The sequence below is a fragment of the Arthrobacter silvisoli genome (assembly GCF_003369445.1).
Taxonomy (GTDB): domain Bacteria; phylum Actinomycetota; class Actinomycetes; order Actinomycetales; family Micrococcaceae; genus Arthrobacter; species Arthrobacter silvisoli.
This window is the reverse complement of sequence record NZ_QRCU01000062.1, coordinates 31,083-43,973: the sequence shown is the minus strand read 5'-3', so window position 1 is coordinate 43,973 and position 12,891 is coordinate 31,083. Positions and strand designations below refer to the sequence as shown.

The following is a 12,891-nucleotide window of genomic DNA, read 5'->3' as shown; positions in this document are numbered from 1 at the left end:
CGTCAAGCAAAATTTTTATCAAGCTATATTTTCATCAAGCTAAAACGGGTCGTCCGGCTTGGAACCGACGGAAAACCGAGCAAGCTTGACGAGCTAGCCCTATACTGAGGTAACTTTCACATCAAGCTATTAGGGAGTCCGGCAATGGCCAGCTCAGCTGATTACGTGCCGTTCGTTCTGCTGCTGCGCCAGCTTCAGCTCACGAGCGGTAACTTGCGTGCGGGCATCGCCAAGGAACTGGGCGTCAGCATGGCCGAACTGAACGCGCTCTCGCATGCCGCCGACCAGGAGGGCCTGACCCCCAAGAAGCTTTCCGAGCTCATGGACCTCACCACCGGATCGATGACCACCATGATCGACCGGCTCGAGCGCGCGGGCCTGATGGTGCGCCAACCGCATCCCACCGACCGGCGCAGTATCAAGCTCGCGCTCACGCCCGGCGGACGTCAGGCGATGCGGTGGGTCAACAGGCTGTACCTGGACGCCGTCATGGCCGCCTTCAACGCAAGCCCGCACAGCGACCTCGGCGACCAGACGGAATTCATCGAGGCCCTCTCGGCATCCCTCGACGCTTCCACTCCGCGCGGGTCCGGCGGGTCGGCAGCTTAGCTCCGGCACCGTCGCCGGCCAATCAATCTGCCCACCGGGCCGATCTGCTCGATAGCCAGGCACGTTCATAGCCAGGCACGTTTATAGCCAAGGCACGCAAAATACCCGCAGGGGGCGCCTGGGGCGCACCCTGCGGGTGAAGAACTGTGCTTCCCGGTGTCGTTCCGGGTAGGCGGAAGTGCGGGAGATGCAAGTACGACGGCGGTGGCGTCGCCGGTGCCTGGCGGCACCGCACACGCCAACTAGCCGATGCGGCGCGAGTCTACCTCGTCGTCTTCGTCATCCTGTGCGTACTTGTCCGCATAGGCCGAGTAATCCGGCTCCGTGGGATCGTCATCGAAGTGGCTCACCGCACGACTTGATGGCCCCGTCAGCTCACGCTGGAGGGCCGAATAGTCAGTGTTCGGGGAGTAGTACTTGATGTCCCGAGCCTGCTTGGTAGCTTTTGCCTTTTGACGGCCGCGCCCCATGGCGTGACCCCCTTTTGTACTTGGACCGGAGGTGGTCACCTTGGCGATCGGTGAGGCCCCGGAATGTTTGGTCAATTTGTCGTATGTCTAGATTACATGCTTTCTGGAGCGACTGCGTGCCACGCGGACCCACCCTTGGCACCCCGGCAGCCCCGTGTGAACCATGGCAGGCGGGCGCGGGCAAAACTTGGGTAAAGTCTCCCAAAGGTGAGCTTCGCTAAGCAGGAAAGGCACGGATTCGGACATGGGCCAGGAAAACCCCTTCCCGGACAACACGGAGGACGGATACGGCGACGCCGTGCCCGCCAACCGGCCGGCATGGTCCCGCAGGCCGATGGACCTCCTGACCAGGCAGCGGCTGATCATCGGCGGCGTCGTCCTTTTCGTGCTGTTGCTGATCATCGCACTGATCTGGACCTTGGTCTCCGTCTTCGGCAACCGCCCCGAGCCCGCCGGCGGCCCGGGAGCCGCGGCCTCCGCCAGCCGCCCTCCGCTGCCTGCTGACATCGAGTCCAAGGACTACCGCGTCGGCGACTGCTTTGCGGACTTCGATTCAAATGCCGACAAGGCCCGCGCCGTGGAATGCACCACGCCGCACTCCGCCCAGCTTGGCGCCGTGTTCAGCTACAAGGAGAACGACAGCTTCCCGGGCACCAACGCCCTGCGGGACAAGGGGCGCGCGGTCTGCCTCACCGTGATGCTGAACGAGGCCTCCCGCAACTACAAGCTGCTCCAACAGAACGTCTATCCGAGTTCCACCAGCTGGGACAGCGGCGACCGCCGCGTGGACTGCTTCATCGTGGTGGACTCGGGCAACACACTGAAGGAAAGCGTCCTCCAGAAATAGGGCCGGCGGGTTCCCTGCCGGAAGCAGGGAACCCGCGCGACGAATCAGTCCTTCCGGCGCACCACCAGGCCGGCGCCGGCAGGAGCACCGCCGTCGGGCCCGGCAAGGGCCTCGAGTCCCTCAATGGTGAGTTCGTCGACGTCGGTGGCGGTGTCCACCAGCACAGTGTCCCCATCGGCGATCGTGCCGGCCAGGATCTCCTTGGCGAGCCGGTCGCCGATCTCGCGCTGCACGAGGCGGCGCAGCGGCCGGGCACCGTAAGCAGGATCGAAGCCGGTCATCGCCAGCCAGGCCCGGGCGCCGTCGCTGACCTCGAGGGTAAGCCGGCGGCCGTGCAGGCGCTTGCCGAGCTCGGCCACGTGCAGTTCCACGATGTCCGCCAGTTCGTCCACGCTCAGCGGATCGAACAGCACGATTTCATCCAGGCGGTTCAGGAACTCCGGTTTGAAGGAAGCCCGCACCACGGACATCACGGCTTCCTGCTTGGCACGGGCGTCCAGCGACTGATCCACCAGGAACTGGCTGCCGGAGTTGGACGTCAGCACCAGGATGGTGTTCCGGAAGTCGACCGTGCGGCCCTGGCCGTCGGTGAGGCGGCCGTCGTCGAGCACCTGCAAGAGGATGTCGAAGACTTCGGGGTGGGCCTTCTCCACCTCGTCCAGGAGCACCACGGAGTACGGGCGGCGCCGCACGGCTTCCGTGAGCTGGCCGCCTTCCTCGTAGCCGATGTAGCCCGGAGGGGCACCGACCAAGCGGGCTACCGAGTGCTTTTCGCCGTATTCGGACATGTCGATCCTGATCATGGCGCGTTCGTCGTCGAAGAGGAAGTCCGCCAGGGCCTTGGCCAGTTCGGTCTTGCCGACGCCGGTGGGGCCGAGGAACATGAACGAGCCGGTGGGCCGGTGGGGGTCGGAGATGCCGGCGCGGGCGCGACGGACGGCGTCGGAGACGGCGGTGACGGCCTTGTGCTGGCCGATCAGGCGCTTGCCCAGCTCTTCCTCCATGTGCAGCAGCTTCTGCGACTCGCCCTGCAGCATGCGCCCGGCGGGGATGCCGGTCCAGGCGGAGATGACCTCGGCGATGTCATCCGCGGTGACTTCCTCCGCGACCATGAGGTCCGGCCTGTCGCCCGTTCCCGTCCGGGCAGACTCCTCCGCCGCCGCGGCATTCAGCTCGCGTTCCAGTGCGGGCAGTTCGCCGTAGAGGATGCGCGACGCCGATTCGAGGTCGCCTTCGCGCTGGTACTTCTCCGCGGCGGAACGCAGTTCGTCGATCTTCGCCTTGAGGTCACCGACGCGGTTGAGCCCTGCCTTCTCCGCTTCCCACCGGGCGTTGAGTGCGGCCAGGGTTTCCTTTTTGTCCGCCATGTCCGCACGGAGCGCAGCGAGGCGCTCCACGGAGGCGGCATCGGTCTCGCCCTGGAGGGCGAGCTCTTCCATCGTGAGCCGGTCCACGGCACGGCGGAGCTGGTCAATCTCCTCCGGAGCGGAATCGATCTCCATGCGCAGCCTGGACGCGGCCTCGTCCACGAGGTCGATGGCCTTGTCCGGCAGCTGCCGGCCGGAAATGTAGCGGTTGGACAGGGTCGCGGCGGCCACGAGGGCGGAGTCGGCGATGGCCACCTTGTGGTGCGCCTCGTAACGCTCCTTGAGGCCGCGCAGGATCCCGATGGTGTCATCCACGCTCGGCTCGCCCACATAGACCTGCTGGAAGCGGCGTTCCAGGGCGGGGTCCTTTTCGATGTTCTCGCGGTACTCGTCCAGGGTGGTGGCGCCGATCAGGCGCAGCTCGCCGCGGGCCAGCATGGGCTTGAGCATGTTTCCGGCATCCATGGCGCTCTCACCGGTGGCACCGGCACCCACCACGGTGTGGATCTCGTCGATGAACGTGACGATCTGGCCCTCGGAGCTCTTGATTTCCTCCAGCACGGCCTTGAGGCGTTCCTCGAATTCGCCGCGGTACTTGGCACCGGCCACCATCGAGGCCAGGTCCAAAGCCACCAGCGTCTTGCCGCGCAGGCTCTCCGGCACGTCACCGGCCACCATGCGCTGGGCCAGGCCCTCGACGACGGCGGTCTTGCCCACGCCGGGCTCGCCGATCAGCACCGGGTTGTTCTTGGTGCGGCGCGAGAGCACCTGGATGACGCGGCGGATTTCGGAATCGCGGCCGATCACCGGGTCCAGTTTGCCCGAACGCGCCACGGCGGTCAGGTCCGTGCCGAACTTCTCGAGCGCCTGGAAGGTGTTCTCCGGATCCGGGGAGTTGACCTTGCGGTCGCCGCGGACACCCGGCAGGGCGGCGAGCAGCGCTTCATGGGAGGCCCCGGCGTCGCGCAGCAGTTTCCCGACCGCGTCACTTCCAGCGGAGAGGCCCAGCAGCAGGTGTTCGGTGGAGACGAAGGAATCGCCGAGCTTTTCCGCTTCGCTTTCGGCGGCCTTGATGGCCTGCAGGGCAGGCCGGGAGAGCTGCGCCTGCTGCACCGAGCTGCCCGACGACGACGGCAGCGCCTTGATCGCGGAGCTCGCCTGGACGCTCACCGCGTCCGGGTCCGCGCCCGTGGCACGCAACAGCGCGACAGCGACGCCCTCGCGCTGGTCCATGAGGGCCTTGAGGAGGTGGGCCGGTTCGACTTGCGGATTCCCCGCCGTCGAGGCGTTCATGGCTGCCGCCGAAAGAGCCTCCTGGCTCTTGGTGGTGAATTTGACGTCCAAGAAAGAGCTCCTTTCGGGAAGCTGAAAATTCAAAGTTGAGTCCGATGACTTTATAAACTTGAGTCTATCACGCTCAACTTTATTTTCGTCTTCTGCGGTCCATGCTTGCCCACCGCGGAACGGCTGTCCAGCGGGCCCGAAAAACGAGTACCGGGCGCCCCTCCCGGGCGGCGAAGCCGCGTCCTAGGAACAAGCTGAGCGGAGGCGGATCCAGCATCCAGATCTACCCGGCGCTCGACATCCCCGGAATGTAGCAGGGTCGCCCAACGCGGTACGGCCGGGCGCCTGCCGCCTGTTTGCTCCGTCACAGTCGTACCATGTGGCCATGGCAACCTTTTCTGTTTCCCGAAGCGCGCTCATCCCCGTACCCGCGTCAGCGGTCTTCCCTTTGGTCAATGACTTCCACGAATGGACCCACTGGTCTCCGTGGGAAGCCATGGACCCGAACCTCAGCCGCAGCTACTCCGGCCCCGAGTCCGGTGTGGGCGCCAAATACGCGTGGACCGGCAATGGCAAGGTGGGCTCCGGCAACATGGAGATTGTTGGTTCGGATGAGCCGTCCCGTGTCCAGATCAGGCTGGAGTTCATCAAGCCATTCAAGAGCGTGAACCCCACCCTTTTCACCTTCGTCCAGGAAGGCGGCGCCACCCGGGTCACCTGGGCAATGACCGGCGAGAACAAGACCCTCATGTCCAAACTGTTCGCCCTGTTCATGAACATGGACAAGATGGTGGGCAAGGACTTCGAAAAGGGCCTGGCCGCCCTCGGCACCGAGGCTGCCAAGCGGCAAGGCTGAAAGAATTTCCTAAGGATTCCCCCGTGGCTGGCGGCAGCGCGCCGTCGTACTGTTTAGCGTGAGGGGTAGGGCCACGGACGCGGAGGTGCACCATGGAATGGACCCGGCCCGACAGCCCGGACTACGACGAAAGGCGGAAGCTTTTCAACGCGATGATCGACCTCCGTCCGGCAGTCATCGCGCAATGCGCGTCCCCGACCGACGTGGCCGAGGCACTGCAGTACGCCCGTAACCACCGCCTTGACGTCGCGGTGCGCGCCGGCGGCCACTCGGTAGCGGGGATGTCCACCAACGAAGGCGGCCTGGTGGTGGACGTGCGGCCCATGAAAACCATCAGCGTCGACCGCGAAGCCCGAACCGTGACGGTTGGCTCGGGCGTGACTTGGGGCGAGTTCGACCGCGCCACCCAGGAACACGGCCTCGCCACCACCGGCGGCCGGGCCTCCACCACCGGCGTGGCAGGCTTCACCTTGGGGGGCGGCTCCGGCTGGCTGGAACGTTCCTTCGGCTTCGCCTGCGACAGCCTGCTCGCTGTGGACCTGGTGACAGCGGCCGGGGAGCGGGTCACCGCGAACGCCCGGGAAAACCCGGACCTGTTCTGGGCCCTGCACGGAGGCGGCGGGAACTTCGGGGTGGCCACGTCCTTCACGTTCCAGTTGCGGGATCTCGGCCCCACCGTGCAGGCTGGCATCCTGCTTTTCGACGGCGGCACTGCGGCGGAGGTGAGCCGCGGCTTCCGCGACGCAGCGCTGGCAGCCCCCGACGCCGTCGGGACCGCCCTGATCTACCTCACAGCTCCGCCGGAACCGTTCGTCCCGGAGCACATGGTGGGCAAGATGGCGGTTGGCGTGGCGTACGTCTATGCCGGGGACGCCGAGGAGGGTGCCGCGCACGTCCAGCCGTTCCGCGACATGGGCCCGGTCGTGGACCTCGTGGGGCCCATGGGATATGCGGACTTCCAGTGCATGCTGGACGATCCACCCGGCAAGTACAACTACTGGAGCGCCGACTACCACGACCAGCTTCCGGACGATGCCTTGGACCTTTTCGTGGACTCGGCGCAGCGACTGCCGGGCGAACATTCACAGCAGCTCATCGCCCGCTGGGGCGGAGCCGTAGGCGGGCCGGGCGCGGCGTCAACGCCCCTGCAGAACCGCAGCGCCGCCTGGGTGAGCCACCCGTTCGGCTTGGCGGACACGCCCGAGGGCGGCCAGGAAGCCAAAGCCTGGGTCAAGCGTTTCCGCGCCGACATCGCCCCGCACACTACGGGCGGCGTGTGGCTGAACTTCATCGGCCACGAAGGGCAAGAACGCATCGTGGCCGCGTACGGCGAGGAGAACTACAAGCGGCTGTCCCGGGTGAAGCGGGAATTCGATCCGGAGAACACCTTCCGCGGCAACCAGAACATCCTCCCTGCCGAGCGCTGAGCCGTCACCCGCGAGGCCCTTGCCGGGCCCTCCGCCCGGACTACACTTTGGCCATGGCCGTCTACGTGGATCCACCCCTGTGGCCCGCACACGGGACCGTGTTCTCCCACCTGGTGTCGGATACGTCCCTTGAGGAACTGCACGCCTTCGCCGCGGCGGCCGGCGTACCTGAGCGGGCCTTCGACGGCGACCACTACGACGTCCCGGAGCGCCGTTACGCCGACCTTGTGGCGGCCGGGGCGATCGCCGTCGAAGCCCGGGTGCTGGTGCGCAAGCTGATCGCCAGCGGCCTGCGGATCCCGGCCCGCCAACGCAGCAAAACTTTGACGGTCCCCTTGCTCGAGCGCTGGAACTCGGTCCTTCCCGGCCACGAGGAACTCGGCTTCGAACTGCTGGAACGCTGGGGCGAAGACCACCGCAGATACCACAGCCGTACCCACCTGCTGGCGGTCCTGGAAGCGCTGGACACCCTGACCGACCCCGCCCTGCCAGCCCGGACCGTGGCCCTGGCGGCCTGGTTCCACGACGCCGTCTACGAAGGTATCGCCGGCCAGGATGAAGAGGAATCCGCCGTACTGGCCGAGAGACTGCTCACCGAGGCGGGCCTGCCCGCCGGCGACGTTGCCGAGGTCGCCCGCCTGGTCCGGCTCACCGCCACCCACGATCCCGCGCCCGGAGACTACGCCGGCGCCCTGCTCTGCGATGCGGACCTCTCCGTCCTCGGCGCCGAACCGCCCGCCTACGCGCTGTACCTGGCCGCCGTCCGCGAAGACTACGCGCACGTCAGCGACGCCGACTTCGCCGCTGGCCGGGCCGCCGTCGTCCGCCGCCTGCTGGCGCTCGACCCGCTCTTCCACAGCTCCCGCGCCAAAACGCTCTGGTTGGACGCCGCTCGCCGGAACCTGCAGGCGGAACTGCAGTGACCGCCGCGGCCGTGCACCGGCAGCAGCCATACCGGATCAGGTTCGAATGGGGGCTCGACGGCGCCCGCACGGTCACGTCCGGGGCGGACCTCGCGGTGGTGGTGGACGTGCTCTCGTTCAGCACCTGCGTGAGCGTCGCCGTCGAACGCGGCGTGCAGGTCTACCCGTACCGTTGGAAGGACACTGGTGCCGAGGACTTCGCCGTCCACCACCACGCCACGCTGGCGGGGCCGCGGAACGGCGGCGGACTGAGCCTGTCGCCGTCGAGCCTGCGCGACACCCCGGGGCTGGAGCGGGTGGTGCTGCCGTCGCCCAATGGCTCGGCCATCTGCCACGAACTGGCCCGGGAGGTGCCGCGGCTGACGGCCGTGTGCCTGCGCAACGCCGCGGCTACCGCTGACTGGGTGCTGGCCACCCTTCCCGAGGATGCCGTGATCGCGGTGGTGGCGGCGGGCGAGAAATGGCCCGACGGCGGGCTCCGGCCGGCCATCGAGGACCTGTGGGGTGCGGGCGCGTTCCTGGCCGGACTCGTGGCGGCAGGGCGCGAGGTCTTCACCCCCGAGGCATTGTCCCCCGAGGCCTTGGCGGCGGCCGCCGCTTTTGACGCCGCCGAGCCGGCCCTGCCGGAGCTGCTGCGGGGCTGCTCCAGCGGCCGGGAGCTGATCGGCATGGGGTACCCGGACGACGTCGAGATCGCGGCCGGGCTGGACGCCGCCTCCGCGGTGGCGGTGCTGAGGGACGGGGCGTTCGGGCGGGCCTAGCCGCCTAGCGGTAGTTGCTCGCGAACGGCCGGTTGCTGGGCACAATCTGCTTGCCGAGCGGCATGAGGGACACCGGGATCAGCTTGAGGTTGGCGATGGCCAGCGGGATGCCGATGATGGTGATCGCCATGGCGAATGCGGTGACCACGTGGCCGATCGCGATCCAGATTCCGGCGACCAGCAGCCAGATCACGTTGCCCAGAAGGGTGAACACGTTTCCGGAGCCGGGCTTGTCCACCACTGTCCTGCCGAACGGCCACAGGGTGTAGGCGGCGATCCGGAAGGACGCGATCCCCCAAGGGATGGTCACGATCAGCACGCAGCACACGATGCCGGCCGCGAAATAGCCCAGCGCCAGCCAAAACCCGCCGAAAACCAACCAGATGATGTTGAGGATCGTCTTCATGCCAACCATTCTCCCGCTTCCTCCCGCCGCAGGGGGTAGGGGTTTGCCCTGAACGGCCCCTTAAGTCCGGGCTTGCCTGGCGGCGGCCACGAATGCCCGCACCTTCACCAGGTCCTTCACCCCGCGGGAGGCTTCGACGCCGGAGGACACATCCACTCCCCAGGCAGCGGCGGCCTCGACGGCGGACGCCACGTTCTCCGGGGACAGCCCGCCGGCCAACAGCCACTTCCGGCCAGCCAGTCCCTTTTCGCGCATCAGGGCGTAGTCCCAGGCTTCACCCGAGCCGGGAACGGCAGCATCGACGAGCAGCAGTTCCTCGCCCCAGTCGGCGAACTCCCCATCGGCGGCCCCCAGGGTGACGGCGCGGATGAGCCGCATCCCGGCGTCGTTCACCGTGCGGACATCTTCCGGGGTGCGGCTGCCATGCAGCTGGACCCATTCCAAGCCGGCCGCACGGGCGGTGGCGACGGCGTCGGCGGCAGTTTCGTGGCGGAAAACGCCGACGGCGGCAACCCCCTCCGGCACGCCAGCCAGCAGGGCCCGGGCTTGTTCGGGCGAGACCTCGCGCGGGCTCTTCGTGAGCACGAAGCCAACGGCGTCCGCACCGCTTTCGACGGCGGCCTGCACGGATTCGGGCGTGCTCAGGCCGCACACTTTGACGAACACTCCCGCGCCTCCAGCCGTTTCCCGATGAATCTCCTACCCAAGACGTTAGCAAGCCGCGCCGCGCGGCTCCGAACTACGTCGATGGGTAGGGTGGAACACATGGAGATCATCCGCTTTTCCGACATCCGGCCCGAACCCTGGCGCAACGGCGGCGGGGTGACACGCGAACTCGCCAGCCATCCGAAGGCAGCCTCTGCGCAGGACGGCGCCTGGGACTGGCGGGTCAGCATCGCGGACGTCTCCAAAGCCGGCGCCTTCTCGACCTTCCCGGGCATGGAGCGGGTCCTCACCGTGATCGACGGCGAACTGCTGCTCCTGACGGTGGACGGCGGGGAACACCCGGTGGAGAAGTACCGGCCGTTCCGTTTCTCGGGCGAAGCCGACACCAGTTCCGCCCTGCCCACCGGCGACATCCGGGACCTCAACGTGATCGCCCGGGCCGGGTCCTTCAAGGGCTACACCTCGATCATCGAGCTGTCCAAGAAACGCGCCCACCCGGTGTTCGAAGGCCAGCTGGCCATCCTGCTGGAGGGCAAGGCTTCCGTGGTTGAAGGCTCCGCGGAAGAGGGAGCGGACCCGGATGACGAGGCCCCCGCCGCTGGGCCCGTGGAACTGGGCCGTTACGACGCCGTGGTCGGTTCGGACCGGCGCAGCCCCGAACTCCTGGGCCGCGGCTTCGTGGCCGTCGTGTCGATCGACCGGGTTACGGCGTAGGCCGGCGCGGGACGGGGCGCTGCACTAGTTTGCTAGCCTAGGACCAAGGCCCGCATCCGGGCCTCCGGACGACGGTTCAGTACCCGGCACGCGACAAGACTGGCCAAAGGAAACGTCATGTCGTGGATCGTCCTCATTCTTTCGGGTGCACTCGAAGCCGTCTGGGCCGCAGCCCTGCACCGTTCCAAGGGTTTCCGCCGCCCCGTCCCCTCCTTGGTCTTCCTCGTTTCGGTCATTGCCAGCACCGGCGGCCTGGCCTTCGCGATGCGGGACATCCCCACCGGCACGGCGTACGCCGTGTGGGTGGGCGTCGGCGTTGTCCTCACCGCCGCCTACGCGATGGTCACGAAGGTTGAACGCCCGACGGCGGCGCGGCTTGCGCTGCTCGCGGGCATCGGCATGTGCGTGGTCGGCCTGAAGGTGGTGGCGTAGCGATGTCCGTCCGCCTTTCCTGGCTGGTGCTCCTGGCCTCCGCCGTTCTCGAGGCCGTGTGGGCCACGGCCCTGGGCCTGTCCGAGGGCTTCAGCCGTTTGCTGCCCTCGCTCGTCTTCGCCGTGACCGCGACGCTGAGCATGGTGGGCCTGGGCGTGGCCGTGAAGCGCATCCCCCTCGGCACCGCCTACGCCGTGTGGGTGGGGATCGGCGCGGCGCTGACGGTCGCGTGGGCCATGGTCACCGGCGTGGAGCCTGCCAATCCGCTGAAGCTTCTTTTCATCGCGGGAATCGTGGGCTGCGCAGCCGGTTTGAAGGCCCTACCGGCCGGGGACGAGGCATCCGCGGACAAGAGGGCCTGACATTCTTCGGAATACTCCCGCAGTGGCCTGGGTTCTTGCCAACGAAGGTAGCAATCCCGAAGGATGGAGAACCATGGCACCCGAGAACACCCCTGGCACCATTCCCGCACACGTCCACCTCGGCGACGGCCTCACCGTCAGTCCCCTCGGCTTCGGCGGCATGGCCCTCACTACGGTGTACGGCGACGCCGACCCTGCCGAGTCCCTGCAAACCCTGCATCACGCCGTCGATGCCGGCGTCACGTTCATCGACACCGCGGACGTCTACGGTGCCGGTGGCAACGAGGAACTCGTAGCCCGGCTCCTGAAAGACCGCCGGGACGAGGTCCAGTTGGCCACGAAGTTCGGCATCGTGGGCAATCCGCGGGACGGCTACACCGATGTCCGCGGCGACGCCGCCTACGTGAAGCAGGCCGCGGATAACAGCCTGCGCCGCCTTGGCACGGACACCATCGATCTCTACTACCTGCACCGCCGTGACCTCCGCGTTCCGATTGTGGAAACCGTGGAGGCCATGGCGGAGCTGGTCCGGGAAGGCAAGGTGCGCCACCTCGGCCTGTCCGAGGTGACAGCCGAGGAACTCCGGGAAGCCACTGCCGTGCACCCGATTGCCGCGGTACAGAGCGAGTGGTCCATCTGGAGCCGGGACGTGGAGCGCAACGTGGTCCCGGCCGCGAAGGAGCTCGGGACCGGCTTCGTACCCTACTCCCCGCTGGGCCGCGGTTTCCTCACCGGCACCGTCAATGCGAGCGACCTCGGCGAAAGCGACTTCCGGCACCGCATCCCCCGTTTTGCCGCGGACGCGCTGGACGCCAACCAGGCCGTCGTCGCCGCCGTCCGCTCCGTGGCCGCGGAACTGGAGGCAACCCCAGCCCAGGTGGCGCTCGCCTGGCTTTTCGAGCAGGGCCGCCGCCTCGGCCTCCCGGTGGTCCCGATCCCCGGCACCCGCCGCGCACAGCGGATCGACGAGAACCTCGGGGCACTGTCCGTGGAGCTGGGTGCCGCCCAGCTGGAGGTGCTCGACGGCGCCGCGTCGGCCGTCGTCGGCTCCCGTTCCGCCGACCCCAAGTGGGTGTCGCAGGGCCGCGAGTAGCGTTCCGTAGAGTGGGTGGATGGACTCACTCATTCACTCCCTGCGGGACATCACCATCCGGCGCATTTCGGTCAGCGGGATGGACAACAACGTGTACCTGCTCACCGCCAAAGCGAGCGGGGTGCAGCTGTTGATCGACGCCGCGGATGAGCTGCCGGCGATCCAGGCGATGCTGGTGGAGTCGGCCGCGGACACCACGGCGACTCCGAAGCTTGCCCTGATTGCCACGACGCACCAGCATTGGGACCACGTCCGCGCCCTGCCGGAACTGGTGGCGGCCACCGGGGCGAAGACGTCAGCCGGGATGGATGACGCCGCGGCGCTGCCCGTGCCCGTGGACGTCCTGCTGGAGCACGGCGACGTGGGTAACTTCGAGGGCTTCGACATCACGGCGGTGCACCTGCGCGGGCACACCCCCGGCTCGATCGCCTACGTATACCAGGACCCGGACGGCCCCGCCCACATCTTCAGCGGCGATTCGCTGTTCCCGGGAGGGGTGGGCAACACGCAGAACGACCCCGCGCGCTTCACCTCGCTGCTGGACGATGTGACCGAGAGGCTGTTCAACGCCTACCCGGATGACACCGTGGTGCACCCGGGCCATGGCAAACCCACCACGCTCGGCGCGGAGCGGCCGCAGCTGCAGGAGTGGCGCGAGCGCGGCTGGTAGAAGC

15 protein-coding genes and 1 riboswitch are annotated in these 12,891 nt (G+C 67.6%); of the genes, 11 read left to right on the top strand and 4 right to left on the bottom strand.

The features are described 5' to 3' along the window. Positions 1 to 144: 144 nt before the first annotated feature. On the top strand, positions 145 to 609 hold the full coding sequence (locus DWV11_RS14660; RefSeq protein WP_115789655.1) for a MarR family winged helix-turn-helix transcriptional regulator: 465 nt from the start codon (positions 145 to 147) through the stop codon (positions 607 to 609). Between the two features lie 242 nt (positions 610 to 851). Here DWV11_RS14660 and DWV11_RS14655 read toward each other — a convergent pair whose 3' ends face one another. Continuing rightward, positions 852 to 1,079 (bottom strand): DUF3073 domain-containing protein, encoded by a 228-nt coding sequence (locus tag DWV11_RS14655; RefSeq protein ID WP_115789654.1) that lies wholly within the window; start codon positions 1,077 to 1,079, stop codon positions 852 to 854. 244 nt (positions 1,080 to 1,323) lie between these two features. Between DWV11_RS14655 and DWV11_RS14650 the strand changes: the two genes are divergently transcribed. Then, positions 1,324 to 1,926, top strand: coding sequence for a septum formation family protein (locus tag DWV11_RS14650; RefSeq protein WP_245953672.1), 603 nt, complete (start codon positions 1,324 to 1,326; stop codon positions 1,924 to 1,926). 44 nt (positions 1,927 to 1,970) lie between these two features. On the opposite strand, the gene clpB is transcribed toward DWV11_RS14650, so the two are convergent. Next, positions 1,971 to 4,637: an ATP-dependent chaperone ClpB gene (gene clpB / locus DWV11_RS14645; RefSeq protein ID WP_115789653.1), complete on the bottom strand. Its 2,667-nt coding sequence runs from the start codon at positions 4,635 to 4,637 to the stop codon at positions 1,971 to 1,973. A gap of 325 nt (positions 4,638 to 4,962) precedes the next feature. Here clpB and DWV11_RS14640 point away from each other — a divergent pair, with 325 nt between their 5' ends. The 4 genes from DWV11_RS14640 to DWV11_RS14625 all read left to right on the top strand — a co-directional run bounded on the left by DWV11_RS14640 (position 4,963) and on the right by DWV11_RS14625 (position 8,544). After that, a complete protein-coding gene (locus DWV11_RS14640; RefSeq protein ID WP_115789652.1) occupies positions 4,963 to 5,433 on the top strand; it encodes an SRPBCC family protein in 471 nt (156 codons plus the stop codon). Between the two features lie 92 nt (positions 5,434 to 5,525). Continuing rightward, positions 5,526 to 6,860, top strand: coding sequence for an FAD-binding oxidoreductase (locus DWV11_RS14635; protein ID WP_115789651.1), 1,335 nt, complete (start codon positions 5,526 to 5,528; stop codon positions 6,858 to 6,860). Positions 6,861 to 6,913: 53 nt separating this feature from the next. Beyond that, the gene (locus DWV11_RS14630; RefSeq protein WP_115789650.1) at positions 6,914 to 7,783 is read left to right on the top strand and encodes a DUF4031 domain-containing protein; all 870 of its coding nucleotides are present in this window, start codon (positions 6,914 to 6,916) and stop codon (positions 7,781 to 7,783) included. Further along, positions 7,780 to 8,544, top strand: coding sequence for a 2-phosphosulfolactate phosphatase (locus tag DWV11_RS14625; RefSeq protein ID WP_115789649.1), 765 nt, complete (start codon positions 7,780 to 7,782; stop codon positions 8,542 to 8,544). Before DWV11_RS14630 ends, DWV11_RS14625 begins: the two co-directional genes overlap by 4 nt. A 4-nt stretch (positions 8,545 to 8,548) precedes the next feature. Here the strand turns inward: DWV11_RS14625 and DWV11_RS14620 are convergent, their stop codons facing one another. Next, positions 8,549 to 8,950 (bottom strand): YccF domain-containing protein, encoded by a 402-nt coding sequence (locus DWV11_RS14620; RefSeq protein WP_115789709.1) that lies wholly within the window; start codon positions 8,948 to 8,950, stop codon positions 8,549 to 8,551. Positions 8,951 to 9,010: 60 nt separating this feature from the next. Next, the gene (locus DWV11_RS14615) at positions 9,011 to 9,616 is read right to left on the bottom strand and encodes a phosphoribosylanthranilate isomerase (protein ID WP_115789648.1); all 606 of its coding nucleotides are present in this window, start codon (positions 9,614 to 9,616) and stop codon (positions 9,011 to 9,013) included. A gap of 99 nt (positions 9,617 to 9,715) precedes the next feature. On the opposite strand from DWV11_RS14615, the gene DWV11_RS14610 reads away from it, so the two are divergent. The 5 genes from DWV11_RS14610 (at position 9,716) to DWV11_RS14590 (ending at position 12,887) form a co-directional block, all read left to right on the top strand. After that, the gene (locus DWV11_RS14610) at positions 9,716 to 10,330 is read left to right on the top strand and encodes a HutD/Ves family protein (protein WP_115789647.1); all 615 of its coding nucleotides are present in this window, start codon (positions 9,716 to 9,718) and stop codon (positions 10,328 to 10,330) included. A gap of 43 nt (positions 10,331 to 10,373) precedes the next feature. Next, positions 10,374 to 10,438: riboswitch (guanidine-III (ykkC-III) riboswitch) on the top strand. A 9-nt stretch (positions 10,439 to 10,447) separates the two neighbouring features. Further along, the gene (locus tag DWV11_RS14605; protein ID WP_115789646.1) at positions 10,448 to 10,762 is read left to right on the top strand and encodes a DMT family transporter; all 315 of its coding nucleotides are present in this window, start codon (positions 10,448 to 10,450) and stop codon (positions 10,760 to 10,762) included. Between the two features lie 2 nt (positions 10,763 to 10,764). After that, on the top strand, positions 10,765 to 11,124 hold the full coding sequence (locus tag DWV11_RS14600; RefSeq protein ID WP_115789645.1) for a DMT family transporter: 360 nt from the start codon (positions 10,765 to 10,767) through the stop codon (positions 11,122 to 11,124). 73 nt (positions 11,125 to 11,197) lie between these two features. Then, positions 11,198 to 12,217, top strand: a complete 1,020-nt coding sequence (locus DWV11_RS14595; protein WP_115789644.1) for an aldo/keto reductase — start codon at positions 11,198 to 11,200, stop codon at positions 12,215 to 12,217. A gap of 19 nt (positions 12,218 to 12,236) precedes the next feature. Beyond that, positions 12,237 to 12,887, top strand: a complete 651-nt coding sequence (locus DWV11_RS14590) for an MBL fold metallo-hydrolase (protein ID WP_115789643.1) — start codon at positions 12,237 to 12,239, stop codon at positions 12,885 to 12,887. The last annotated feature ends 4 nt before the right edge of the window (positions 12,888 to 12,891 follow it).